General features: G+C 64.4%; 20 protein-coding genes and 2 tRNA genes. 7 read left to right on the plus strand and 15 right to left on the minus strand.

From position 1 onward, the window contains the following. Nucleotides 1-35: 35 nt before the first annotated feature. Genes moaD through ABWP22_RS10715 form a run of 3 tightly spaced genes read left to right on the plus strand, consistent with a single transcriptional unit; the run spans nucleotide 36 to nucleotide 4,279 of the window. Nucleotides 36-287 (plus strand): molybdopterin converting factor subunit 1, encoded by a 252-nt coding sequence (gene moaD / locus ABWP22_RS10705; protein WP_353199960.1) that lies wholly within the window; start codon nucleotides 36-38, stop codon nucleotides 285-287. Beyond that, nucleotides 284-751, plus strand: a complete 468-nt coding sequence (locus tag ABWP22_RS10710) for a molybdenum cofactor biosynthesis protein MoaE (RefSeq protein WP_353199961.1) — start codon at nucleotides 284-286, stop codon at nucleotides 749-751. The genes moaD and ABWP22_RS10710 overlap by 4 nt, the downstream gene beginning before the upstream one ends. 33 nt (nucleotides 752-784) lie before the next feature. Further along, on the plus strand, nucleotides 785-4,279 hold the full coding sequence (locus ABWP22_RS10715; protein WP_353199962.1) for a class I SAM-dependent DNA methyltransferase: 3,495 nt from the start codon (nucleotides 785-787) through the stop codon (nucleotides 4,277-4,279). A 190-nt stretch (nucleotides 4,280-4,469) separates the two neighbouring features. Here the strand turns inward: ABWP22_RS10715 and ABWP22_RS10720 are convergent, their stop codons facing one another. Then, nucleotides 4,470-4,601, minus strand: coding sequence for a hypothetical protein (locus ABWP22_RS10720; protein WP_353199963.1), 132 nt, complete (start codon nucleotides 4,599-4,601; stop codon nucleotides 4,470-4,472). On the opposite strand from ABWP22_RS10720, the gene ABWP22_RS10725 reads away from it, so the two are divergent. Next, nucleotides 4,600-5,175, plus strand: coding sequence for an NAD(P)H-dependent oxidoreductase (locus ABWP22_RS10725; RefSeq protein ID WP_353199964.1), 576 nt, complete (start codon nucleotides 4,600-4,602; stop codon nucleotides 5,173-5,175). The genes ABWP22_RS10720 and ABWP22_RS10725 overlap by 2 nt on opposite strands. 39 nt (nucleotides 5,176-5,214) lie before the next feature. Here the strand turns inward: ABWP22_RS10725 and ABWP22_RS10730 are convergent, their stop codons facing one another. From ABWP22_RS10730 to folK, 8 genes are all read right to left on the minus strand, one after another. Then, nucleotides 5,215-6,861, minus strand: a complete 1,647-nt coding sequence (locus ABWP22_RS10730) for an acetolactate synthase large subunit (RefSeq protein ID WP_353199965.1) — start codon at nucleotides 6,859-6,861, stop codon at nucleotides 5,215-5,217. Further along, nucleotides 6,845-7,378 carry a DUF4188 domain-containing protein gene (locus tag ABWP22_RS10735; RefSeq protein ID WP_353199966.1) on the minus strand — a complete coding sequence of 178 codons (534 nt, stop codon included), beginning with the start codon at nucleotides 7,376-7,378 and terminating at the stop codon, nucleotides 6,845-6,847. The genes ABWP22_RS10730 and ABWP22_RS10735 overlap by 17 nt, the downstream gene beginning before the upstream one ends. Then, nucleotides 7,375-8,370 (minus strand): hypothetical protein, encoded by a 996-nt coding sequence (locus ABWP22_RS10740; protein ID WP_353199967.1) that lies wholly within the window; start codon nucleotides 8,368-8,370, stop codon nucleotides 7,375-7,377. Before ABWP22_RS10740 ends, ABWP22_RS10735 begins: the two co-directional genes overlap by 4 nt. Nucleotides 8,371-8,397: 27 nt before the next feature. Then, the gene (gdhA, locus tag ABWP22_RS10745; protein WP_353199968.1) at nucleotides 8,398-9,756 is read right to left on the minus strand and encodes an NADP-specific glutamate dehydrogenase; all 1,359 of its coding nucleotides are present in this window, start codon (nucleotides 9,754-9,756) and stop codon (nucleotides 8,398-8,400) included. A 163-nt stretch (nucleotides 9,757-9,919) separates the two neighbouring features. After that, complete coding sequence (locus ABWP22_RS10750) at nucleotides 9,920-10,363, minus strand: FKBP-type peptidyl-prolyl cis-trans isomerase (RefSeq protein WP_353199969.1); 444 nt, start codon at nucleotides 10,361-10,363, stop codon at nucleotides 9,920-9,922. Nucleotides 10,364-10,395: 32 nt separating this feature from the next. After that, entirely contained in the window at nucleotides 10,396-11,184 is a 789-nt protein-coding gene (locus ABWP22_RS10755; protein WP_353199970.1) for a dienelactone hydrolase family protein, read from the minus strand. A 366-nt stretch (nucleotides 11,185-11,550) separates the two neighbouring features. Then, nucleotides 11,551-11,627, minus strand: a tRNA-Lys gene (locus ABWP22_RS10760). Nucleotides 11,628-11,641: 14 nt separating this feature from the next. Then, the gene (gene folK, locus ABWP22_RS10765; RefSeq protein ID WP_353199971.1) at nucleotides 11,642-12,121 is read right to left on the minus strand and encodes a 2-amino-4-hydroxy-6-hydroxymethyldihydropteridine diphosphokinase; all 480 of its coding nucleotides are present in this window, start codon (nucleotides 12,119-12,121) and stop codon (nucleotides 11,642-11,644) included. Between the two features lie 29 nt (nucleotides 12,122-12,150). Here folK and ABWP22_RS10770 point away from each other — a divergent pair, with 29 nt between their 5' ends. Next, nucleotides 12,151-12,807 (plus strand): uracil-DNA glycosylase, encoded by a 657-nt coding sequence (locus ABWP22_RS10770; protein ID WP_353199972.1) that lies wholly within the window; start codon nucleotides 12,151-12,153, stop codon nucleotides 12,805-12,807. Nucleotides 12,808-12,978: 171 nt separating this feature from the next. Next, a complete protein-coding gene (locus tag ABWP22_RS10775; RefSeq protein WP_353199973.1) occupies nucleotides 12,979-14,100 on the plus strand; it encodes a hypothetical protein in 1,122 nt (373 codons plus the stop codon). Nucleotides 14,101-14,102: 2 nt separating this feature from the next. On the opposite strand, the gene aguB is transcribed toward ABWP22_RS10775, so the two are convergent. The 5 genes from aguB to ABWP22_RS10800 all read right to left on the minus strand — a co-directional run bounded on the left by aguB (nucleotide 14,103) and on the right by ABWP22_RS10800 (nucleotide 19,971). Next, entirely contained in the window at nucleotides 14,103-14,969 is an 867-nt protein-coding gene (gene aguB / locus ABWP22_RS10780) for an N-carbamoylputrescine amidase (protein WP_353199974.1), read from the minus strand. A gap of 407 nt (nucleotides 14,970-15,376) precedes the next feature. Continuing rightward, entirely contained in the window at nucleotides 15,377-16,351 is a 975-nt protein-coding gene (locus ABWP22_RS10785) for an agmatine deiminase family protein (protein WP_353199975.1), read from the minus strand. 132 nt (nucleotides 16,352-16,483) lie between these two features. Further along, nucleotides 16,484-18,118 (minus strand): M28 family peptidase, encoded by a 1,635-nt coding sequence (locus ABWP22_RS10790; protein ID WP_353199976.1) that lies wholly within the window; start codon nucleotides 18,116-18,118, stop codon nucleotides 16,484-16,486. A gap of 43 nt (nucleotides 18,119-18,161) precedes the next feature. After that, a complete protein-coding gene (locus tag ABWP22_RS10795) occupies nucleotides 18,162-18,860 on the minus strand; it encodes an RlmE family RNA methyltransferase (RefSeq protein ID WP_353199977.1) in 699 nt (232 codons plus the stop codon). A gap of 13 nt (nucleotides 18,861-18,873) precedes the next feature. Beyond that, complete coding sequence (locus ABWP22_RS10800; protein WP_353199978.1) at nucleotides 18,874-19,971, minus strand: Ppx/GppA phosphatase family protein; 1,098 nt, start codon at nucleotides 19,969-19,971, stop codon at nucleotides 18,874-18,876. Nucleotides 19,972-20,161: 190 nt separating this feature from the next. Here ABWP22_RS10800 and ABWP22_RS10805 point away from each other — a divergent pair. Beyond that, nucleotides 20,162-20,235, plus strand: a tRNA-Gln gene (locus ABWP22_RS10805). Between the two features lie 241 nt (nucleotides 20,236-20,476). On the opposite strand, the gene ABWP22_RS10810 is transcribed toward ABWP22_RS10805, so the two are convergent. Next, complete coding sequence (locus ABWP22_RS10810) at nucleotides 20,477-24,442, minus strand: CheR family methyltransferase (RefSeq protein ID WP_353199979.1); 3,966 nt, start codon at nucleotides 24,440-24,442, stop codon at nucleotides 20,477-20,479. Nucleotides 24,443-24,601: the final 159 nt, after the last annotated feature.

A 24,601-nucleotide genomic window follows, 5' to 3' on the forward strand; every position in this document is an offset into this window, starting at 1 on the left:
TGATGCATGTTCCACGCCAGCCTGCGGCACATGTGATGCAGGTGCTTTACTTCGCCTGGGTGCGCGAAGCGGTGGGCGTGGACAGCGAAACCATCAGCCCACCCGCAGCCATCACCACCGTCGCTACCCTGCTCGATTGGCTCGCCACCCAAAGCGCCGGCCACGCCGCCGCCCTGGCCGATCGCAGCCGCATCCATGTCGCCGTGGACCAGCAGTTCGCGAAGCCCGAAACCCCGATCACCGGCGCGAAAGAAATCGCCATCTTCCCCCCGGTGACCGGCGGATGAGCGACGTGGCAATCCGGGCCAAACTGCAAGCCGAACCGTTCGACGCCGCCGCCGAACAAGCCGCGCTGATCGGCACCCGCACCGATCTTGGCGCCATTGTCAGCTTCACCGGCCTCGTCCGCGCCGACGATGGCCTCATCGCCCTCACCCTCGAACATTACCCCGCGATGACCCTGCCGCAGATGCAAGCCATCGCGGATCAGGCCGCCACCCGCTGGCCCGGCGTGTACGGCACCATCATCCACCGCCACGGCCGCTTGCGCCCCGGCGCCGCCATCGTCCTCGTCCTCACCGCCAGCCCCCACCGCGCCGATGCCTTCGCGGCGGCCGAATTCCTCATGGACTGGCTGAAAACCAAGGCCCCGTTCTGGAAACGCGAAGAACGGGCGGACGGCAGCGCCCGCTGGGTGGAGGCCAAGGCCGTGGACGAGTTGGCAGCGACGCGCTGGCAGCAACCCTGCTAGGCGCACAGAACCAACTCGGCTACACCATCCACAATGCACGCCGCGGCAACAATCGAGGATTTCATCGCCAATTGGCGCGATACCGGCGGGTCCGAACTGGCCAACACGCAAAGCTTCATCAATGGCCTCACCCAATTGATCGGCGTGCCCGCCCCGGCCGGCAGCCGCGCCGATGATACCCATAATGATTATGTCTTCGAACGCCGCGTCTTTCAAAGCAACGGCGACGGCACGCAAAGCTTTGGCCGCATCGATTGCTACAAGCGCGATTGCTTCATCCTCGAAGCCAAGCAGGGCAGCGCGGCTGACCGGGCAGCGGCGGATAAAGGCGAGGACGATCTCGATCTCTTCGGCCAGACCGCCAGCACCCGCATGAAGCGTGGCACGGCCCGGCGCGGCACGCCGGGTTGGGCGCGCGCCATGGTGCAGGCCAAGGGCCAGGCAGAACGCTATGCCCGCGCACTGCCCAGCGATCATGGCTGGCCGCCGTTCCTGCTGGTCGTCGATGTCGGCCATTGCATCGAGGTTTATGCCGATTTCACCGGCACCGGCCGCGCCTATGCCCAGTTCCCCGATCGCGCCCGTTATCGCATCATGCTGTATGATCTGCACGATGATAGCGTGCGGGAACGCCTGCACGCCATCTGGACCGATCCCAACAGCCTTGATCCCACTGCCCGCGCCGCGCGCGTCACCCGCGACATTGCCGATCTGCTCGCCACCGTCGCCCGCCGCATCGAAAAGCGCGGCCATAACCCTGAGCGCACCAGCGGCTTCCTGATGCGCGTGCTGTTCACCATGTTCGCCGAAGATTGCGGCCTGATCCCGGAAGGCAGCTTCACCGGCCTGCTCAAAAGCCAGCGCGCCCATCCGCAGCATCTCGCCCTGCAATTGTCGGCGCTGTGGCAGGCGATGGACGCCGGCGAATTTTCCCCGGCGCTGGGCGTGCCGCTGCGCAGGTTCAACGGCTATCTGTTCAAGGATCGCACCGCCATCGATCTCGACGGCGAAGAACTTGAGGTGTTGATCCGCGCCGCCGAACATGTCTGGACAGAGGTGGAGCCGGCGATTTTCGGCACGCTGCTCGAACGCGCCCTCAACCCGAAGGAACGCGCCAAGCTCGGCGCGCATTACACGCCGCGCGCCTATGTCGAACGGCTGATCGGCCCGACCATCATGGAGCCGCTGCGCGCCGATTGGGATGGGGTGCGCGGCGCCGCGGCCACGTTGATCGACGACGGCAAGGCCGATGAAGCCCGCGCGACGGTGCAGGCCTTCCACGCCCGGCTGGCGCAAACGAAAGTGCTCGATCCGGCCTGCGGCACCGGCAATTTCCTCTATGTCGCCATGGCGCGCATGAAGGAACTGGAAGGCGAAGTCGTCGCGCTGCTGGAGGCGCTGGGCGACACGCAATATGTCGTGGAATTGACCGGCCACACCATCACGCCGGAAAATTTCCTCGGGATCGAAATCAACTCCCGCGCCGCTGCCATTGCGCAACTGGTGCTGTGGATCGGCTATCTGCAATGGCATTTCCGCGTCAACGGCACGGAGCGCGCCCCGCCCGAACCCATATTGCGCGACGTGCGCACCATCGAAAACCGCGACGCGCTGATCGAGTGGAATGATCGGGTGCTGCAACGCGATGAGAATGGCGCGCCCGTCACCCGCTGGGACGGCGAAACCACCAAGCTGCACCCGGTGACCGGCAGACAAGTGCCGGACGAAACCGCGCGCGTGGAGGTGTATCGCTATATCCGCCCGCGCGCCGCCAAATGGCCGGCGGCGGATTTCATCGTGGGCAACCCGCCGTTCATCGGCGGCAAGGATGTGCGCGATCGGCTGGGCGATGGCTATTTCGAGGCGCTGTTCAGCGTGACCGATGTGCCCGAAAGTGCCGATTTCGTCATGCACTGGTGGGACAAGGCAGCGCTGGCGGTGCGCAAGGGCGGCACCCGCCGCTTCGGCTTCGTCACCACCAACAGCATCACGCAAGTCTTCAGCCGGCGCGTAGTGGCGAAGCATCTGGAGGCCAAGGACGGTATCAGCCTGATCTTCGCCACCCCTGATCACCCTTGGGTCGATGAAAAAGACGGCGCCGCCGTGCGCATCGCCATGACGGTATCTGCGCCCGGCAAACAGCAAGGCCGGCTGCTCAGCGTGACCGACGAAAACGATGCGCCGGAGCGCATCGACTTTGCCGAGGCGTTGGGCAGCATCACTAGTGATTTCCGGGTGGGAGCGGACGTAACCGCTACCTTGGCGCTAAAGTCCAATGAGCGACTATCGTCACGCGGTGTGCAGCTGATGGGCGACGGCTTCATTCTCACCCCAGAGGATGCGGCGCGGTTAGTGCCCGATGCTCCGTCCACCGCACGCATCCGCGATGGGTTGGACGCGCAACCGGCTGTGATCTTTGATTATCGAAATGGGTTAGATCTGACAGCACGGCCGCGTGATGTGAAACTCATTGATCTATATGGGCTGAGCGAAACGGAGGTGCGGGACGGTTACCCAGCAGTTTACCAACATCTGCTCGGTGCTGTGAAACCCAAGCGGGACGGCCAAGCTGCCAAGAGCAGTACAGCCGATTCCCGACAATATGCAGCGCAATGGTGGTTGTTCGGTAAGCCCCGTCCGGAACTTCGCAAAGCTCTACGTGGTGTAGAGCGCTACGTCGCTACTGTGGAAACTGCCAAACACCGGGTATTCCAGTTCCTTCCGGTGAATGTTGTTCCTGATAATCGCTTGGTGTGCATTGCACTCTCTGATGCCTATCATCTTGGAATTTTGAGCAGTTCCATCCATGTTTTGTGGACCCTAACGACAGGTGCCACACTTGAGGACAGGCCAATATACACCAAGACGGTTTGCTTCGACCCCTTCCCCTTCCCCGCCGACGTCCCCGAACCGCGCAAAGCCCGCATCCGCGCCGAGGCCGAAGCGCTCGACGCGTTGCGCAAGCGCGTGCTGGCCGCGCAGGACGATCTCACCCTGACCAAGCTCTACAATGTCCTGGAAGCGTTGAAGGCCGGCCGGGCGCTGACCGAGGCGGAGCGCGATATCCATGATCGCGGCCTCGTTACCCTGATCCGCCAGCATCATGACGCCATCGACGCGGCCGTGGCGCAGGCCTATGGCTGGCCGGACACCCTCGACGACGAAGCCATCATCACCCGCCTCGTGGCGCTGAACCAGGCCCGCGCCGCCGAGGAAGCCCGCGGCCTCGTGCGCTGGCTGCGCCCCGAATTTCAGGCGCCAGGCTGGCAGGCGCCCACCGCCATCGGCCTCGATCTGGGCGAGGCACAGCCCGTGCTGCCCAGCAACATCATCCCCTGGCCCGCCACCCTGCCCGAACAGGTCAGCGCCGTGCAGGCCATCCTCGCCGCGGCCCCCGCCCCGCTCGCCGTCGCCGACGTCGCCCGCGCCTTCAAGGCCAAACGCGCCGCCACGGTGAAGCCCGTGCTGGATGCGCTGGCCGGCATCGGCATGGCGCGGCGGCTCGCCGATGGGCGATATGCGGCATAAAAAACCCCTCTCCCTTGACGGGAGAGGCGACTCGCCGACTTCGGCGAGCGGGTGAGGGTGTCCTTCCGCAACCACGGGCGGATTCACCCTCACCCGGGCCGGCTACGCCGCCTCTCGCCTCTCCCGTCAAGGGAGAGGGGAAGGCCAGCCGAACATTGCCGCTGTCCTACAGTTGGCACTTTGGCATAGACTATTGCTCACCAACCGGCCCAGCCGATTGGCCAAAAACCAAGATTTTCAACGCCAGATTCCCGGCGGATTCGTCAAAACCGGCAAAATTGCCTGGCCCGGCACCCGTCATTGCAAGGATGTGAACGATCATGAAGTCCACCCGCGTGCTCGTTCTCGACGGCCATCCCGATGGTGCGTCGCTGTGTGCGGGGCTGGCCAAGGCCGCGGCCGAAGCCGCGCAGGCGCGCGGGGCGGAGGTTCAGCTGATGCAGCTTTCAGCGATGCGCTTCGATCCCAACCTTGCCCATGGCTACAAGAGCCGCATGGACCATGAGCCGGACCTGGCCGCGTTTCTGGACTCGCTGCGCTGGTGCGATACGTTCATCCTCGTCCACCCGATGTGGTGGGGCGCGGCGCCGGCCAAGTTGAAGGGGTTGATCGATCGGGTGTTCCTGCCCGGCATCGCCTTTGCCTATGAAGGCGACGGGCATTTTCCGAAAAAGCTGCTGGAAGGCCGCACCGCCCGCGTGCTGATCACCGCCGACACGCCGCCCTGGTATCTGTGGCTGGGCTATCGCAACGGCTGGCCGAACGTGCTGCGCCGCCAGATCCTGGATTTTGTGGGCCTTAAGGTGACGCAGCTGAAAGTGGTGGGCACCATCCGCGATGCGACCCCGGCGCAGATCGAGGGTTTCTTCGCCGCGGCGCGCAAGCTGGCCGGTTAGAGCGGATGGGCAGGGTTTGCCCATCCGATCCGCCGGAATTCAGAGTTTCGCGCTCAGTTCCTTGATTTCCTTGTTCAGGATGCGGTCGTTGTCGCTGTAATCCACCGGGCAGTCGATCAGGTGGACGCCGGGCGTGTTCAGGCAATGTGCCATCAGGCCGGGCAGCATTTCGGCGCTGGTCACGCGATGGCCCTTGGCGCCATAGGCCTCGGCATAGGCGACGAAATCCGGGTTGCCATATTCCAGGCCCCAATCCTTGAAGCCCATGTTGGCCTGTTTCCAGCGGATCATGCCATAGCTGCCATCGTTCAGGATCAGCACGGTGATGTTGAGATTGAGGCGAACCGCCGTCTCCATCTCCTGGCTGTTCATCATGAAACCGCCATCGCCGCAGATCGCCATCACCTTGCGATCGGGATAGACCATGTTGCTGGCCATTGCCGATGGCAGGCCGGCGCCCATGGTGGCCAGCGCGTTGTCCAGCAGCACCGTGTTGGGATGATAGGCGGTATAGTTGCGGGCGAACCAGATCTTGTACACGCCGTTATCCAGCGCGATGATGCCATCATCCGGCATCGCCTTGCGGATTTCGCTGACCAGATACTGCGGATAGATCGGGAAGCGCGCATCATCGACGGCGGCATCGCGGTGGGCAACCTCGGCGGCGCGGGCGGTGTGCATGGCGACGAAATCCCAGTGCGGCTGCACCATGATCGCCTCTTTCAATTGCCACACGGCGTTGGCGATATCACCGATCACCTCGATCTGCGGATAATAGACGGGATCGACCTCGGCCGACCGGAACGACATGTGGATGACGGTGGTGTCGTCGCCCGACATGAAGAACGGCGGCTTTTCGATGACATCATGGCCGACATTGACGATCACATCGGCACGGCGGATGGCGGCATGGACGAAATCGCCGGCCGAAAGCGCCGCGCAGCCCAGGAATTGCGGGTGACGTTCGTCGATGACGCCCTTGCCAAGCTGGGTGGTCAGGAACGGGATGCCGGTCTTTTCAATCAGTTCCAGCAGCATCTTGCTGGTCATGGTGCGGTTGGCGCCGGCGCCGATCACCAGGATGGGGGATTTGGCGGCCTCGATGGCGCGCACCGCCGCCAGGATCGATTTGGCATCGGCCAGCGGCCGGCGGGCATAGCTCGGCTTGAACGGCACCGCATCGGTGGGATCGTGGGCGATATCCTCCGGCAGTTCGAGGTGGGTGGCGCCGGGCTTTTCCTCTTGGGCGAGGCGGAAGGCTTCGCGGGTGCGCGCCGGGATATTGTCGGCCGATGCCAGTTGGTGCGTGTATTTGGTGATCGGCCGCATCATGTCGACCACGTCCAGAATCTGGAACCGGCCCTGCTTGCTCTTCTTGATCGGCTTCTGCCCGGTGATCATCAGCATCGGCATGCCACCCAGAAAGGCATAGGCCGCCGCGGTGACGAAATTGGTGGCGCCCGGCCCCAGCGTCGCCACGCACACCCCGGCCTTGCCGGTGTGGCGGCCATAGGTGGCGGCCATGAAGCCGGCGCCCTGTTCGTGGCGGGTGAGGATCAGGCGGATCTTGGTGGAGCGCTGCAAGCTATCGAGGAAATCGAGATTTTCCTCGCCGGGCACGCCGAACACATATTCGCAGCCCTCCTGTTCCAGGCATTGCACCAGCAGATCAGAGGCTTTGGTCATGGTTCGATCCCTCGTTGGTCAGGCTTGCTTCTGGTTGAATCTGGACCTGCCGCCGGCCTTCGGCGCGGGCCCGCGGGCCCGTGGCATCGTGGATGGTGCCGGCGCGGCCCAGGCCCCAGGCCGGCATGTTGTTGTAGACATTTTCATACTGGCCCGGATCGATCAGATAGGTTTCGTGCCAGATGCCGACATCACCATTCGATCCCACCGCCTTGTTGAAACGCTGCCAGGCCGGCAGATGCAGTTGATCACGCCCAGTGGCAAAGGCCTGCAGATGATCGTGGCTGCGCCAATATTGCACCAGCGTGGTGCCCGGGAAGCCAAAGTAGCTCCGGTTGTGCAGCAGGCCCAGTTCCGGCCGGCGCGACAGTTCGGCGATCATCGGCCCCATCGCCCTGAACGTCGGCAACCAGCTGCCGACCTTCCACAGCCGGTTGATGCGAATGCCGATCAGGAACAGCACGAACGGGCCATCGATTTCGGCGCACACCCGGCGATCGATGATCGGCCCGCTCATGGCTGGCACGCGAACACGCTGATGTACCAGGGCGTCTTTTGCGATGACTTGAAATAGCGGAACGGCCCGTCTACTGTGCCATTCAGGGCTGAAACAAGCGCCTTTGCCTGGCCGTCCTCGTCGCTCTCGCCGCGCACCTGATTGCCCAGTTGCCCCCATCCGCGCGCCGCCTGCTGCTCGACGGTCAAGATTCTCAGCCGCACACGCCCGATGGGGATGCCGCCCACACTGTCCACAGCCAATGTCCTTGCTGCGACGTCTGCCCGTTGCAGATTCTCCGATGCCTTGGCGCCCTCACACCAGAACACGTCGAGATCATAACCGGCCGGTTTGCCGGCGCTTAGTGTGACCGATCCAGGCTGCTTCAGTGGATCGAGTTGCTGGGCGGTCGCAGCACTCAAGGCCACTTCGACTTTGGTCTGTTGTTGAGCGGCAAGGCTGACCGACGGTGGCACATCCGTTGAAGCGCCGACGGCAGGCTTTGCAGGCTCGACCCGTTGGCGGGTCTCGCTGGCTTCTGCAGCGACGGCGCCCTTGCGCTGTTCCATGCAATCCACGGCGGCACTTGAAGCGGTCGCCGGGTTGCTCAGCATATTGACCAGACCCTTCCGCATTTCCGACGCGCGGTCAGAAGCAGCAATATGTTGAGAGGAGCGATGGTCGGCAATCGGCCACCCCAGCGGGAATTCGTGAAAATCAGATGCCGGACGGATCACGAGCCGACACAAAGCCTGAAAGCGCGCCTCTGCCACGGCAGCGCGGCCGTTCACTTCGCGATCGGCCAAAGCGCTGTAATAGAGCTCATAGAGCCGATTCCAGCGCGCCTCCTCCTGATCGACCGCCTGAGAAAAAACACGGGCGCGCTCGTTGGCCTGACTGCTCCAGGTGAACACCAGGCTGGGCAGGCCAACAACGAAGCCCAATATGGCGGTGACCGCCGTTGCGCTGGACGCAAAGCCTTTCAGACGTTCCCCAAACTCGCCCTCGGCCATGGCTGCGTCTCCCGCGCCGTTGCCCCCTTACACCACCCCGAAGGCCAGCATCGCGTCCGCCACCTTCTTGAAGCCGCCGATGTTGGCGCCCTTCACATAATCGGTGTGGCCATCGGCGCCGCGGCCATATTCCAGGCAGCGATCGTGAATGCCCTTCATGATGTCCTTCAGCATTTCCTGAAGCTCGGCCTCTTTCCAGGCCATGCGGGCACTGTTCTGGCTCATTTCCAGGCCGGAGACCGCGACGCCGCCCGCGTTCGATGCCTTGCCGGGCGCATAAAGGATGCGCGCCGCCTTGAAGACATGCACGCCATCCAGATCGGTCGGCATGTTGGCGCCTTCGGCCACGGCGATGCAGCCGTTTGACAGCAAAGTCCTGGCCTCTTCGCCATTCAGTTCATTCTGGGTGGCGCAGGGCAGTGCAACATCGCAAGCCACACCCCAGGGCCGTGCGCCGCCGCCATGGAAGGTTGCGCCCTTGAATTCGTTCACATATTCCGAAATGCGGCCGCGCTTCACGTTCTTCAGATGCTTCACCCAATCGATCTTGTCCTGGGTGATGCCGTCCGGATCGTGGATGAAGCCTTCGGAATCCGAAAGCGTCAGCACCTTGCCGCCCAGTTGCACGATCTTTTCAGCGGCGTGGGTGGCGACATTGCCCGAACCGGAAATCACCGCGCTCTTGCCGGCAACATCATTGCCCTTCGACGTCAGCATGTTCTGCAGGAAATAGACCGCGCCATAACCCGTCGCCTCGGTGCGGATCAGGCTGCCGCCCCATTCCAGCCCCTTGCCGGTCAACACGCCGGTGAACTGGTTGGTGATGCGCTTGTATTGGCCGAACATGTAACCGATCTCGCGGCCGCCCACGCCGATATCGCCGGCCGGCACGTCGACGTCGGCGCCGATATGGCGATAAAGTTCGGTCATGAAGCTCTGGCAGAAGCGCATGATTTCATTGCTGCTCTTGCCCTTGGGGTTGAAATTGCTGCCGCCCTTGCCGCCGCCCATCGGCAGGCCGGTGAGCGCGTTCTTGAACGTCTGTTCAAAGGCCAGGAATTTCAGCACGCTTTCGGTGACCGACGGGTGGAAGCGGATGCCGCCCTTGTACGGGCCGATGGCGTTGTTGTTCTGCACCCGCCAGCCGCGCTGCACGCGCACATTGCCCTTGTCGTCTTCCCAGCATACCCGGAAGCTGATCACCCGGTCCGGCTCGGCAATGCGGCGCAGGATCTGCGCTTCGTGATACTTCACCTTGTCGGCCATGAACTCGAAAATATCTTCGGCGACTTCGGTAACGGCCTGCACGAATTCCGGCTGGCCGGGATTGCGCCGCTTCACGCCCGAAATAAAGCCTTCCAGATCGACATGTTCAGAATTGGCCATGGTCCACCCCCCTTGAAACTCAACTGTTTCCACGTTTGGCAACCCCGGCCGCATTCCCCCGGACAGCCAGACTCAAGTAGTGTAACAGAATGTCGCAGGGGCAAAAGCCAAATTTTACTGCTTCTTCCACCAAGATGGTGGCCGCCGACAATTTGGCGAAACTTCAGCGTATGGCCAGCAATTCCACTTCGAACAGCAGGGTGGAATTCGGCGGGATGACATCGCCGCCGCCCGCTTCGCCATAGCCGGCCTGCGGCGGCACGATCAACGTGCGGGTGCCGCCCACCTGCATGCCGGCGACGCCTTCATCCCAGCCCAAGATCACCTCGCTCGCGCCCAGGGTGAAGACAAAGGGCTGGCCGGTGTCGCGCGAACTGTCGAACTTCTTGCCCTTGCCGCCATCGATGAACAGCCAGCCGGTGTAATGCACCGCGACCATGCGGCCGGGTTCCGCCACCGCGCCCGAACCGATCTTGCGGTCGATGGTGCGGGTGCCGCCGGGCAGCACGGCAGCGGCTGGTGCCGGGGCTTGCGCCAGGGCCGGGCTGGGAACGGCACTTGCGGCGAGCAGCATCGCAAGCATCATCTGGGCGGTCAGGGATTTCATCTTGGCTCCTTTGGCGTGCCGCTTCCCTGCCGTCACGAGGGTGACGGTGCAAGCCCCAGGCGTTGCCGCAGAAAGCCAATCACGCGCCGTTCGGCCTCCTTGCCGGGGCCAGCCTCGGGCAGATGCACGGTCAGCACCGAATGCGGGGCCATGCCGGTGCCAGAGCGGGCATCGGCATCATCAAGCTCGATCGTCTCCACCCGGCCGGGAAATTCGCGCTCAAACCTGCGAAACCGCGCATCGGGGACCAGCTTGTCGGATTTGTAGCGCAGCGCCAGCAGCGACAGATCCTCAGCCTCGAAGCGGCGGCGCGCGCAGGCGATTTCGGCCAGCGTGCAATCGATGCTTCCCGTGCCGCCACCGCGGATCGGCAGGCTGGGCTGGCTGAGCACCGGTGCGATCACGGCAGGTTCCGTCATCATGGCCAGTGCAAAACCGCCCGTGAAGCACATGCCAATCGCGCCCACCCCCGGCCCGCCACATTCGGCATGCGCCTGTGCCGCCAGCGCCCGCAGCCAATCGACGATGGGTGAGGACCGGCCATCGGACCAGGCCGAAAATTCCCGCCTGATGCAGATGTTGAGGAACAATTGCTTCACCGCCGCGGCCTTGGTTGGCACCGAACCGGGCGTGCCGAACAGGCTGGGACAGATCACCGTCATCCCGGCCGCCGCCAACCGGTCGGCAAAATCAATCACCAGCGTGTGCAGCGCGGGCACTTCGTGGATGACGATCACGGCCGGGCCTGAACCGCGACGATAGACCGGGCGGGTGTAGGGGCCAGCGGTGAAGTGGCTGAGACTGTAATCGGATAAGGGCATGATGCGATGGTGCGGCGGCGCGGCGCGGCGCGCAAGGGGTGGTTTGCGCAGGTGGTCCTTGTGCGCGGCGGGGAGCGCACGGCTCCCCTCCCGCTCGCGGGAGGGGCTGGGGGTGGGGCTGATGCTTGGGGAACCATGCCCCAGCTGGGACGATCGAAGTGAGGACGCGGTGTTTGCACATGTCGTTTGCGGCCGGCGGCAAAGCCGCCAAGTCCGCTTGGCATTTGAAAAAATAAGGAAGCAGGAGCGTGGCAGAGCCACGCCGTCGAAGCTGTTCTGCCGGCCTGAGGGCCGTCAGCCAGCCCGGCCGGCCTTGCGGGAGTCGCGTGGCAAGGCTGCGCCTTGCCACCACGCCGCGCAGCGCGGTGGTGGGTCCTTCGGGACTTGAACCCGAAACCTACCGCTTAAAAGGCGGTCGCTCTGACCGATTGAGCTAAGGACCCAGAACCACGTGTCGTCACGCGCGGGGCCGCCCTTTAGGGCGAAGCAGCCGCGCACGCAACTGTCTTGCCGTCAGCCGCGACACCGGGTGCCGCCAGCCGGGCGCCACCGCCACCAGCGGATCGAGCACGAACCGCCGCCGCGCCAGTTCCGGGTGTGGAACCCGCAAGTCCCGCCCGCGCAGCACCACGCTGCCGGCTGCAATGATGTCCAGATCGAGCGCCCGATCCCCCCAGCGCCGCCCGCGTCGCCGTCCGAAATCGCGCTCCATGCCCTGCAACAACGCCAGCAGTGCCGGCAGGCTGCCCGGCCACGCCAGCGCCGCCACCGCATTGGCATAGCGCCGCGTGCCCGGCCCCAACGGCGCCGTGGCGAGGATCGGCGATGCCGCCACCACGCCGGGCAACGCGGCCATCGCCGCGCGCAGCACGCCGGCCGGGCGGCCGAAACGGCCGTGGCAGCGGTTTGATCCGATGGCGACATGCACGATTGCCATATTGGCCCAAGTCCCTACAGCCTGCGACCATGACTGACGAGACAATTGGCGAAACCCCTTTCCCCGGCACGCCGCCCACCGATTGCCCCTTGTGCCCGCGCCTGGTCGCCTATCGCGCCGAACAACGGCTGCGCCACCCCGGCTGGTGGAACGCGCCGGTGCCGCCGCTGGGCGATCCGCAGGCCAGAATGGCGATCGTCGGCCTCGCCCCCGGCCTGAAAGGCGCCAACCGCACCGGCCAGCCCTTCCACGGCGACGATGCCGGCAAATTGCTGTTCGCCACGCTCGCCGAACTGGGGCTGGCGACCGAAACGCCGGAACGGTGGGATGTGCCCGGCCTGTTCATCACCAACGCCGTCGCCTGCGCGCCGCCGGGCAACCTGCCCGAAACGGGCGAAAAGCACGCCTGCCGGGCGTTTCTGGCCACGCAACTGTCCGCCCTGCCCGCGCTGCGCGTCGTCGTCGCCCTGGGCGAAACCGCGCACCAGGCCGCGATCAAGGCAATCGGCGGCAAATTGCCCAAATATCGTTTCGGGCACGGAGCAGTGCACAAATTGCCATCGGGCGTGCTGCTGGTGGACAGCTATCATCCCAGCCGTCTGAATCTGAACACCGGCACCATCACGCCAGAGATGTTGAAAGCTATCTTTGTTGCCGCTTTGGAATTGACCAACCACGGTAACTAACATAGCAAAACGAAATGCGAGACTACATCGTCATGGGCAGCCGGGGGCGCATAACATTGCCGGCAAGTGTGTTACGGCGCCTAGGGGTCAAAGGGCCGACGACTGTTCAATTGAAGTCCGTTGGTAACACTTTGGAAATTACGTTCCCTGAATTAGCAGACAAGGTGCTTTATGCACGACTTGATTGAGCGGATCAGGAACGTATTGCTGACTGGCGGCTATCCCAATGAGCGCGCTGTTTCCACCGGTATTGTTGTCCCTATTATGCGCGTATTAGGGTGGGACGATACTGACCCACGTGAGGTTCAACCAGAATTTGTCAATCCGCGAGGACGCGTTGACTATGCGCTTTCTGCGCGAGCCGGAGAACGCCCGATTATCTTCGTCGAAGTGAAAGGCGTCGGTAGATCGGCAGAGGCCGACCGCCAGTTGTTCGAATATGCATTTCACGAAGGTGTTCCGATGGCTGTGCTTACCGATGGCCGGACTTGGAATTTCTATCTGCCCGGCCAACACGGCAGCTATGAGGAACGCCGCGTCTATCAAATCGACATGATCGAACGTGAGACCGACGAGATCGTTGCGCGTTTTCGCCGTTATCTTCAAAAATCTCGGATCATTGATCGAACAGCGCTGTCTGATGCACAATCCGATTATCAGGAGCGTGCCAATGGACGGATTGCAGCAGACTCCATGCCGCGAGCATGGGCGGAAATTCTCCAGCTTCCAGACCGAGAGTTGATCCAACTGCTAAGCGAGCGGACGGAGGCCCTGTCAGGCCATCGTCCCTCAGAACAAGCCCTCGTAGCGTTTTTGCGAAACCAGATTGGCATTCTCGATGGAACGACCCCGGTGGCTTTGGCGCGGGTTCCAACCAGACGGGCGCATGTTTCGTCACCAGCGCCGGCTGAGTTGGCCATGGCGCCAACGCCTATTCAAGCGTCCCAGCCTGGCAAGGAAGGCGTGCGTTGGCGCATTCGCAATCAGTCCGGGGTCGGTCGTAACGCTGTTGAGGCCTTCGTCGCCGCATTAAGTGCCTTGTTCGGGCAATTCCCCAACGAACAAGAAAAAATCGCGGAAGCTGTCGCTACACGCGGACGCAACAACATCGCCAGGACGGTCGCCGACATTTATCCTAGCAAGCCTGAAATCGCAGCCCGCAATCACAGAGCCTTGGTTGACGGCTGGCTGGTCGGCACTAACGAGTCCAATGCGACCAAAGCGCGAATTTTCGCCGCTGCCACCCATGCTGTTGGCCTCGAGCCCGGCGTCGAAGTCGATCTGAATATCTGACCTCAGATGTCCTGCGCCAGCCGCCCATAAAGCTCCGGCCGGCGATCACGGAAAAAGCCGAACGCGGCGCGGTGCCGGGCTGCCAGATCGAGATCGAACGTCGCCTGCACCACGCCGGGCGTCGCGTCATCCAGATCATGAATAATGTCACCGCGCTGATCGCAGGCAAAGCTGGTGCCATAAAATGTCTGCGCGTGCGGTGTGCCGGCTTCTTCGGTGCCGATGCGGTTGCAGGCCAGCACTGGCACGACATTCGATACCGCATGGCCGACCATCGCGCGCCGCCACAACCGCCGCGTGTCCAGCGAGGGATCATGCGGTTCCGTGCCGATGGCAGTGGGGTAGAGCAGCACCTCGGCGCCCATCAGCATCATGGCGCGCGCGGTTTCAGGATACCATTGGTCCCAACAGATGCCGACGCCGATCACGCCATGCTTCGTCGGCCACACCTTGAAACCGGTGTTGCCGGGCCGGAAATAGAATTTCTCCTCATAACCCGGCCCATCGGGGATGTGGCTCTTGCGATAGACGCCCATCACATTGCCGCCATCGTCGATCATCGCCAGGCTGTTGTAATGGTGCGGGCCGTCCTTCTCGAAGAAGGAGCACGGAATATGGGTGCGCGTCTCCAGCGCCACCTCGCGCATCGCCGCCACTGCCGGATGCCGATCCAGTGGCATGGCATTGGCAAACAGGCCTTCATCCTCATGCCGGCAGAAATAATGGCCTTCGAACAATTCCGGCGGCAGCACGACCTGCGCGCCAGCCGCGGCGGCTTTGCGCGCGGCGGCGGCCGTCATGGCGATATCGGCGTCACGCTGGCCGGAAAAGGCCAGTTGCAAGCCGGCGATGGTGATGAGGCGGGTCATGGCGGCGATCTAGCGCGTGATTGTGGCGCGGGGAAGACCGACCAACCCGTCTCCCTTCAAGGGAGAGGGAGGGGCCCGCCGCACAGCGGTGGGCGGGTGAGGCCATGCGCCAGTTCCGCCATGCGTGAACCCGTCGCGGCCTGTCCTACACGGCCTGCACCTGTCATGATGGCCTTGCTGGCTGATCATCGACAGACGGCAGATTTTACGAAGATTCGTGCAATTTCAAGGCTGAATCCCGACGGATTCGTCCAATGTGTCAAAAGTCCAGACCGGATTCCTGCATCCGGAGGCTCTTTCTCATTCGAATGTACGGAAGCGATCCGGCGCAGACCGGTGCAGCTGTCTCGCTGCGGATTCCCCCTCCCCCCGGATCAAGTCCGGGGCAGGCTCCGGGGGCAGAAGGACTATTTCGGCTGCTGCTGGGTGATGCAGTGGAAGCTGCCGCCGCCGGTCAGGATATGGTCCGCCCGCATGCCCAGCACCTCGCGGTCCGGGAACAGCGCGGCAATCGCCTTCACCGCGTCCTCATCGCTGGCCGTGCCATACAAAGGCACCACCACCACGGCATTGGCGATGTAGAAATTCATGTGGCTGGCCGGCACAATCTTGCCGTCTGCCTCCACCCGCCCCGGTGACGGGATGGGCACGATGTCCAGGCCGAATTCGCGGGCACGATCGGCAGCATCTTCATACACATCGGCGTTCGGATCATCGCGCCCCGCCGCCACCGGCAGCGCCAGCCGGCCCGGCGCCACGAAGCGCGCCAGATTGTCGACATGGCCGTCGGTGTGATCGTTCAGCAGGCCCTCGCCCAGCCACAGCACCCGATCAATGCCCAGATCGCGGCGCAAATGGCTTTCCACCTCGATCCGGTCCATCCGGGGGTTGCGGTTGGGGTTGAGCAAGCATTGTTCGGTGGTCACCGCCAGCCCGGTGCCGTCGCAATCGATGGCGCCGCCTTCCAGCACCCAGCCATGGCGGGCGAGCGGCACCCCGGCGGCCTTGGCGACAAACGCCGCGACGCCATCATCGCCGGGCAGATCATATTTGCCGCCCCAGCCGTTGAAACGAAACCCCGCCGCCGCCGCGCCGACCGGGGAGGCCATGAACAACGGCCCGGTATCGCGCAGCCAGATATCGCCAAAGCCATAATCATGGATGCGCACATCGGCATCGGCCAGCAACGCCTCGGCCCGCGCCCGCGCTTCGGCATTGGCCACCAGCAGTTCGACCCGCTCACCGCGCGCCACCGCGCGCACCATGGCGGCAACTTCCGCTTGCGCCGGGGCAAGATCATCCTCCCACAGGTCGGCGGCGCTGGGAAACGCCGTCCAGGTCGCGGCGTGCGGCATCCATTCGGCGGGCTGGCGGGCGGTCATTGGCGCGTGCTCATCATGGCTGCTGCTTGCCGGAACCTGTGGCGCGACGCAACGGCAGCGTTATGGGGCAGCGTTATGGGGCAGCCTGTTGCGACCGGCGGCGATCCTGCCACATCAAGAGCCGGCCGGAGGCTATTCCTTGAACCCCGCCCGGCTCTGGTCACGGATGCTGCGGAACTCGCTGCCGGGCAGCCAGTTCGGCCAATCCTTGCCATCGGCCAGTTCGTGGCCGAATTCGGCAAACAGCGTCAGATCCTGCACCACGCCGCCCCAATCCCAATTCGGATCATATTCGTCGGACGGCTGATGGTAACGATGATCGACATAATCATTGGCAGCCGCCGCAGCCGCGCCTTTCGGCTTGCCGATCAGTTCGCCGCCGCCGATGGCCATCAGCATCGGCACCCCCAGCTTGGCCAGGCTGAAATGGTCGGACCGGAAATAACGGCCCTTTTCCGGTGAGGCTTCCGGCACCAGCCGGCGGCCCTGCACGGCCGCCAGCCGCGCCGCCATCGCCTCCAGCTCCGATCGCCCGGCCCCGGCAATCGTCAGGCCATCATGGGCACCGTAAAACCCAAGAATATCCATGTTGACGCCGCCCACCGTCTTGCCGAGCGGAAACAGCGGATGTTCGGCATAATATCGCGAACCGAGCAGCCCAGCCTCTTCCAGCGTCCAGGAAACGAACAACATGGACCGCTCCGTCCGCGGTGCCTTGGCCAGCGCCCCGGCCAGCGCCAGCACCCCGGCGGTGCCCGAGGCATTATCGAGCGCGCCGTTGCAGATATCATCGCCCGTTGCGTCGGCCTTGCAGCGGCCGACATGATCCCAGTGCCCCGAAAACAACACCACTTCGTCAGGGCGCTTGGTGCCCGGCAGGATGCCCACAACATTGTGGGAGAGCAACCGTTCCACCTTGTTGTCGGCGTCAAGCGACGCGGTCAGCTTCGTCGGGACGGCACGGAAGCCCTTGATCTTCGCCGCCGCCTCCAGCGCCTTCAGATCGAGGCCGGCCGCCGCAAGCACCCGGCCTGCCGCGGCCTTGGTGATCCAGCCTTCATAGTGCAGCGCCGGCGCGCCATTCGGCCCATGATCCAGATCCAGCGCCGGCCGCCCGACGCTGGTGCCGATCACGCCCCAGGGATAGCCGGCCGGTTCTTCATCATGGATGACCAGCGCGGCGGCCGCCCCCTGGCGCAGCGCTTCTTCATATTTGTAGGTGAAGCGGCCATAATAGGTGATGGCCCGGCCTTCGAATGGCCCGGCGTCCTTGCCGGCGGCCGGCGTCTGCCAATCGGGATCATTGACCAGCACGAGCACGGTCTTGCCGCGCACATCAAGGCCGGCATAATCGTTCCAGCCGCGTTCCGGCGCGACAATGCCATAGCCGACGAACACGATATCGGAGGCGTCCACCGCAATCCGCGGCTGCGCCCGCAGGCTCTTCACCGCCACATCGCTGTTCATCGCCAGCGACAGCGGCGCAGCGCCGCCTGCGATACGGATTGGCGCGGCGGGATCGGTGGTGATCGCCACCAACGGCACCGGTTGCAGCCATTGGCCGTTGTTGCCGGGCTTCAGGCCGATCGCCGCCATGCGCTGGGCGAGATAGGCAATGGTCTTGGCCTCCCCGGCGGTGGCCGGCGCGCGCCCTTCGAACTCGTCGGACGCCAGGGTCGCGATGTCGCGCTTCATCTGCTCGACATCGATCTGCGGAGGTGGCGCCGCAGCGGTGAGCAGAGCCAGGAGGGGGATCAGGGTGCGCATGGTCAAAGTCTGCCAGCCTCGCCCGTCCGGTGCAATGCCTGCGTCAGGGCACGATCGGTGCCGTGCTCTTGAAGCCCTGCGCCACGACATACCACTCGCTCGAACCCTTGCGACTGGCTGGCGGCTTCACGTGCTTTACGACGGTGAAATGCTGCCGCAGCGCCGCGGTCAGTTGCCCGTCACCGCCGCCGGCCAGCACCTTGGCGACAAAGCTGCCGCCCGGCCGCAGCAGCCGAGTCGCCATGTCGAGCGCGGCCTCGATCAGGCCCATGGTGCGCAGATGGTCGGTCATCTTGTGGCCGACCGTGTTGGCGGCCATGTCGCTCATCACCACATCGGCCGGCCCGCCCAGGGTGGCGAGGATCAGTGCCTCGCTGTCATCATCGGTAATGTCCTTCTGGAACAGATCGACCCCGGCCAGCGGCTCGATGGCGAGCAGGTCCATCCCCACCACCCGGGCCTTTGGCCGGCGTTCCTTCACCACCTGGCACCAGCCGCCCGGTGCCGCGCCCAGATCGACCACCCGCTCCACCCCGGCCAGCACATCGAATTGCTGATCAAGCTCCTTCAGCTTGAAGGCGGCGCGGCTACGATAGCCCTGCGCCTTGGCCGCCGCGACATAGGGATCATTGAGCTGCCGTTCCAGCCAGCGTGTCGATTGCGGGCTGCGGCGCCGCGCGGTTTTCACCCGCACCTTGCCGCCGCGCGAGCGGCCATCGCCACCGGTCGGTTGACCACTCACTGCATGGGATCCTTCATCGCGGCATCCAGACGCCGTCGCGGGTCATCAGCGTGCGCAATATGCCTTCGCGAATGCCGCGATCGGCCACCTTGACGTCACCGCCCGGCCACCGCGTCAGGATGGCCTCCAGGATGGCGCAGCCGGCGACGATCAGTTCGGCACGGTCCGGCCCCACACAGGCGATGCGGGCCCGATCGGCCACGCTGCGCAGCCCGATCGACCGGCACAGCGCCGACAATTCGTTGTTCCCCACCGCGCAGCCATCCACCCGGCGCCGATCATAGCCAGGCAGGCCAAGCTGCACGCTGGCCAAGGTGGTGATGGTACCCGATGTGCCCAGCAACTGCACCGTGCCCACGCCCCGTTCGGTCAGGCGATTGGCAAAGCCCGCCAGCAGTGGCTGCACTTCGCCCAGCATGCGTTCATAGGCGGCCAGGCGGTCGTGCGCGTCCGGCCATTGCGGCTCGGTTTCAGCCAGGCTGACAACGCCCCACGGCATCGAGATCCAGTCGATGATTTCCGGCGGGCCACCGCCATCGGTGGCATCGCCAACCAGCATCAGTTCGGTCGATCCGCCGCCGATATCGAACACCAGCGCCGGCGGGCCATCGGGATCGATCAGCACATGGCAGCCCAGCACCGCCAACCGCGCCTCTTCGGCCGGGCTGATCACATCAAGCGCGATACCGGTTTCGGCATAGACACGCTCGACAAAGGCCAGGCCATTGCTGGCGCGGCGACAGGCTTCGGTGGCGACATTGCGCGTCAGCCGCACATCACGCCGCGCCAGTTTCTCCGCGCAGGCGGCCAGCGCTGCCACCGTGCGGTCCATGGCGGCGTCGGACAGGCGCCCGGCCTCCATCAGGCCTTCCCCCAGCCGCACCACCCGGCTGTAGGCATCCACCACGGTAAAGCCATCCGGCGATGGGCGCGCGATCAGCAACCGGCAATTGTTGGTGCCCAGATCCAGCGCGCCATAGGAACGCCCGCGCTTGGCAACCGTGGCACCGTTGCGCGGCAGCGGCCCGCTGCGCGGCGCTGCCGGTTGTCGGCCGCCGGGTGGGGCCGACGGGCCGGGATCAATCCCGGCAAAATCAGTTCGGGCCGGCATCGGCAAGTCCAGTCAAGAATTTTCCCGTCTTGGCCGATGACCATCAATCTTGATGGGCATCGCGTCGCAACGGAACCTGCCACCAAGCTAACCACTTCACCCCACAAACGCAAATCCGCCCAACGGCAGAGCGAACCGTGCAGGAGTTGACCGACAGACCACCCGGCGCTAATGCCTTCCCTCTGGCCACTGCCCTGTCGTCTAAAGGTAAGACTCCGGTCTCTGACACCGTTAATCGAGGTTCGAATCCTCGCGGGGCATCCAGCCGCTTTCCAGCGTAATCTATGAAGCGGCGCGCTCGTCACTTTGGGTAGAATCCGCCACTCGCCCGGCGGCTGCGATAGCGACTAGACAGACTGTGCCAGGTGGGCCTGCCCAATCATCGCCCCCCGCGACCGTGGCATTGCCGCCTCCCCCGCGCCAATGCCTGATGCACAATCGCATCGGCGGCGCTCACCTGGTTCCAAGTTCGAAAAGCCGCCGGCTCGGCACTGGGGCAGCAGCGTCAGCCGAAGCCGATTGCGGCTGGATCGGCAAACATCACCAGGCGCGCCAGTTCGGGCAACGACCGGCAACCGCTGCGGCGCATGATTTCGGCGCGGTGATTTTCAACGGTGCGCTGGCTCAGGTCCAGATCGGCGGCGATGTTCTTGCTGGGGTGGCCCTGCAGCACCATGGCCATCACCTGACGCTGCCGCACGGTCAGCTTTGTAAGCCGGCCCAGCGCAGCGGCACGCTCTGCCTCGGCGGCGTTGCGACCTTCGCCACTGGCCAACGCGCGGCGGATGCTCTCGACGATCTGTGTCCCGCTGACCGGCTTTTCAATGAAATCGATCGCGCCGGCGCGCATCGCTGCGACGGCGGTACCAATATCGCCGCGCCCGGTGATCAGGATGGTGGGTGGCAGCGTGCCGGCCGCTTTCAGGCTCTTGAGCAAATCCATGCCGCTTTCGCCTGGCAGGCGCACATCGATCAGCAGACAGCCCGCCCTGTCCGGATGCCAGTTGGCGCGGAAATCCTCCGCCGACGCGTGCAACCGGATCGGCAGGTCTGCGGCCGACAACAGCAATCCCAGTGCGCGCAGCAGCGAAGGATCGTCATCGATCACATGCACGATATTCTGGCTGGCCGTGGTGGCCGAGTTGGTCGGCACCACCACCGCATCCGGCGCCTGGCGGCCCAGCAGCCCGGCAATGGCGCTGCGCAGCTCTGTCGGCCGCACCGGCTTCGACAAACGCACCACCTCGTGGGCCACAAAGCGCACCAGCGTGTCGATGGAGATATCGCCCGTCAGGATGATCACCGGCAGGTTGCGGCCACTGGACTGGTGCACCGACGTGCGCAGGGTCTGCGCAAGCTCCAGTCCGTCACGACCGTCGGCCAGTCGGAAATCCGAAATGACCAGGTCGGGCGCCGTGGGCAGCAGCGCTGCCAGCGCCTCAGCCTGATCGCGAGCCGTTGTTACGTTGTGGCCATCGTCACGCAGCATCAATTCCAGCAATTCCAGCAACTGCGGGTCGTCATCGATCACCAGGATGCGCGATCCGGTCGGCGGCGGCGATGGCAACGCGGCCACCGCCGGCATAGCATTGGTGCCGCTGGCCGGAACAGCGGCTGCATCGGTTGGCGCCAATGGCACGCTGATGCTGAAAACCGATCCACGGCCAACGCGGGAACGCAGGCTGACATGGTGGCCCAGAAGTTCGGCCATGCTGCGCACGATCGCCAGGCCAAGGCCGAGCCCGCGGCTGCGATCATCCGCGGCCGGGCCAAGCTGATGATAAGGCTGAAACACCGCTTCGAGTTTTTCGGGCGGGATGCCGATGCCCGTGTCCCACACTTCGATCAACACCTGATGGCCGCGCCGCCGTGCGCCAACCAACACCCCGCCGCGCGCGGTATATTTCAGCGCATTGGCCACCAGATTCTGCAGGATCGTCGCCAGATGCCGGCCGTCGGACACGATGGCCAGACCGGACCGCACCCAGCGCAGCCTGAGCCCCGTCGCGTCGGCCTGCAACGCCAGCCCCTGCACGGTTTCGCGCAGCAGATCATCCAGCACAACACTGCCTGCATCGATGGTCACGGCGCCGGCTTCGATGCGATTGATGTCCAGCATGCTGTCCAGCATCGCTGCCATGGCATCGAGCGTGCGATCAACGCGGGACAACAGGCTTCGGCATTCCGGGTCGGTCACCTTGTGGGACAAGAGTTCCTGCATCAGCACCAGGGCCTGCAGCGGCTGGCGCAGATCGTGGCTGGCTGCCGCCAGGAATCGCGACTTGGCGAGATTGGCGGCCTCGGCCACCTGCCGCGCCTCTTGCAAAGCGGCCGAACTGCGCTTGAGATCGGTGATGTCGGTATAGGTGATGATCGCGCCTTCGATCTGCTGATCGTGGCTGCGATACGCCAGCACGCGCCGGCAATAACAGATGCCGGCCGACGATTCGACCTCGCGTTCAATGGGCGGCGCGCCGCTGCGCACGCGGGCCATGTCGAGATCGAGCTGCGGATCAGGCGTGAACGGCGCCAGATCGGCCAGCGGCCGGCCAATATCGCCGGGCAGCATATTGAACAGGGCGCGCGTTGCGGGCGTGAAAAACCGGATCTGGCCATCCATGTCCAGGAAGATGGTCGCGACATCGGTGCTGTACAGGATGTTCTGCAGATCGTCCGAAGTCGTGCGCTGCCGATCGATGGTTTCCTGCAACTGACCGTTCAGCGCGACCAGTTCCTCGTTCAAGGATTGCAGTTCTTCCTGCGAGGTGATCAGTTCTTCGTTTGCGGCCTGGAAATCCTGGTTGCGCAACAAGGTGTCGGCATGGATGGCCATGCGTTCGACATCGGCCTCTTCGGGATGCAGGCTGGTGGCGGCCAGATCGGCGCGAATGCTCGCCAGTTCGGTTTCCAGCGCTTGCAACCGCGCCGACGGCAGGCTTGGCAAAGGCCGTGTCGACGGCAACTGGGCCACGCCCGGAAATCCAGCCGGCGTGGCGCCGGCGGCGGCCGCGGCCGCGGCCACAACCGGCCAGTTGCCGGGATTGCGCCGGTACAATTGCGCATCCTTGGAAATCAGGGTGAACGGTGATCCGGCAGTGCGCCCAGCGACGGGCCAGACGTTGGGCACCGCTTCGGCGCTGCCGAGCAGCAGCAGGCCGCCAGGCCGCAGCGCGAAATGGAACAGGCTGAAGGTGCGGGCCTGGGCGGCCGTCTGCAAATAGATCAGCAGGTTGCGGCAGACCACCATGTCGATGCGCGAAAATGGCGGATCGGTAAGCAGATCGTGGACGGCAAACACCACCGACGCCTGCAAGCCCGGCCCGATCCGCCAGCCATCGTCTTCGGCTGTGAAGAAGCGTTTGAGGCGCTCTTCACTGATATCGGCCGATATGCTGCCGGGATAAAGGCCGCGCCGCGCGGTGGCGATCACATCGGGATCGAGATCGGTGGCGAACAACTGCAATTTCAGCGTGGACTTGCTGCGCGACAGTTCTTCCTGCACCAGCATTGCCAGCGACCAGGCTTCTTCGCCGCTGCTGCATCCAGCGCTCCACAGCCGCAGAGGCCCGTCGCCGCTATGGGTGCGCACCAGTTCCGGGATCGTCTGTGCGCCCAACGCCGAAAACACGTCCTCGTCACGGAAAAAGCTGGTGACATTGATCAGCAGATCGTTGGCGAGCGCCTTGACCTCGAGCGGATCATGGTCGAGCCGCGCCACATAACGGGACACGACATCATCGCCCGCATAGCCGGCCAGCCGTGCCCGCCGTTCGATGCGACGCTGCATGGTGCCGGTCTTGTAACCGCTGAAATCATGCCCGCTCCTTTTCAGCCGGGCCAGCACCGGCTGCACCCAATCCTGATCCGGCACCGGTGTTGCGGTGGCCTTGTCGGCCGCAGATGTCCGTTCGGGGCTGGCCGCGATTTCGTGCCGGGCCATGATGGCAGCACCCATCGCAGCAACGGGCAACACTTCATCGACGCAGCCGGTGGCGATCGCAGCCAACGGCATGCTGTCATAACCGGCTTCGGTCGGCTCCTGCGCGATGACATGCCCGCCGGCCGCGCGGATGGCCCGCACGCCTTCGGCCCCATCAGCGCCATTGCCCGACAGCACAATCACCACGACCGGCAGGCCGGGCTCATGCGCCAATGACGCGAACAGAAAATCGATCGGCAACCGCGGCCCCCGGTTCTTGAGCGCAGCCGACAGGTGCAAGATGCCGTCCTTAACGGCGATGCGGCCGCCCGCCGGGATCACATGCACCCGGTCTGGCAGCAGCAGCATGTCCTGGCTCACCTCCACCACCGGAATTGGGGTGCCCGCGCCGAGCAATTCGGCAAGGATCGAGGGATGATCTGGATCGAGATGCTGAACCAGCACAAAGGCAATGCCGCTGACCGCTGGCAGGCCATCGATCAGGCCGCGAAATGCCTCAAGCCCGCCCGCAGAACCGCCGATGGCCACCACGAACTGGCCAGTGCCGCCAGGCGGGCGCTCAGCAGATATGCCGCTTGCCAGTGAGCCTTGCTCATCAGGTTGATCGGGTTTCAGATAGCGATGCTCCAGAAATATTCACGAAGGATAGCAGATTGGCGGGGCCGCGTCCTGCGTGCGGCAAGACCGTGC

Origin of the sequence: Sandarakinorhabdus sp. (genome assembly GCF_040398665.1) — a bacterium.
GTDB lineage: Bacteria > Pseudomonadota > Alphaproteobacteria > Sphingomonadales > Sphingomonadaceae > Sandarakinorhabdus.

Coding starts and splice junctions, on each gene's coding strand:
- moaD (WP_353199960.1), top strand. CDS start 36: ATGCAGGTGCTTTACTTCGCCTGGGTGCGCGAAGCGGTGGGCGTGGAC.
- ABWP22_RS10710 (WP_353199961.1), top strand. CDS start 284: ATGAGCGACGTGGCAATCCGGGCCAAACTGCAAGCCGAACCGTTCGAC.
- ABWP22_RS10715 (WP_353199962.1), top strand. CDS start 785: ATGCACGCCGCGGCAACAATCGAGGATTTCATCGCCAATTGGCGCGAT.
- ABWP22_RS10725 (WP_353199964.1), top strand. CDS start 4,600: ATGAAGTCCACCCGCGTGCTCGTTCTCGACGGCCATCCCGATGGTGCG.
- ABWP22_RS10720 (WP_353199963.1), bottom strand. CDS start 4,601: ATGATCGTTCACATCCTTGCAATGACGGGTGCCGGGCCAGGCAATTTT.
- ABWP22_RS10730 (WP_353199965.1), bottom strand. CDS start 6,861: ATGACCAAAGCCTCTGATCTGCTGGTGCAATGCCTGGAACAGGAGGGC.
- ABWP22_RS10735 (WP_353199966.1), bottom strand. CDS start 7,378: ATGAGCGGGCCGATCATCGATCGCCGGGTGTGCGCCGAAATCGATGGC.
- ABWP22_RS10740 (WP_353199967.1), bottom strand. CDS start 8,370: ATGGCCGAGGGCGAGTTTGGGGAACGTCTGAAAGGCTTTGCGTCCAGC.
- gdhA (WP_353199968.1), bottom strand. CDS start 9,756: ATGGCCAATTCTGAACATGTCGATCTGGAAGGCTTTATTTCGGGCGTG.
- ABWP22_RS10750 (WP_353199969.1), bottom strand. CDS start 10,363: ATGAAATCCCTGACCGCCCAGATGATGCTTGCGATGCTGCTCGCCGCA.
- ABWP22_RS10755 (WP_353199970.1), bottom strand. CDS start 11,184: ATGCCCTTATCCGATTACAGTCTCAGCCACTTCACCGCTGGCCCCTAC.
- folK (WP_353199971.1), bottom strand. CDS start 12,121: ATGGCAATCGTGCATGTCGCCATCGGATCAAACCGCTGCCACGGCCGT.
- ABWP22_RS10770 (WP_353199972.1), top strand. CDS start 12,151: ATGACTGACGAGACAATTGGCGAAACCCCTTTCCCCGGCACGCCGCCC.
- ABWP22_RS10775 (WP_353199973.1), top strand. CDS start 12,979: ATGCACGACTTGATTGAGCGGATCAGGAACGTATTGCTGACTGGCGGC.
- aguB (WP_353199974.1), bottom strand. CDS start 14,969: ATGACCCGCCTCATCACCATCGCCGGCTTGCAACTGGCCTTTTCCGGC.
- ABWP22_RS10785 (WP_353199975.1), bottom strand. CDS start 16,351: ATGACCGCCCGCCAGCCCGCCGAATGGATGCCGCACGCCGCGACCTGG.
- ABWP22_RS10790 (WP_353199976.1), bottom strand. CDS start 18,118: ATGCGCACCCTGATCCCCCTCCTGGCTCTGCTCACCGCTGCGGCGCCA.
- ABWP22_RS10800 (WP_353199978.1), bottom strand. CDS start 19,971: ATGCCGGCCCGAACTGATTTTGCCGGGATTGATCCCGGCCCGTCGGCC.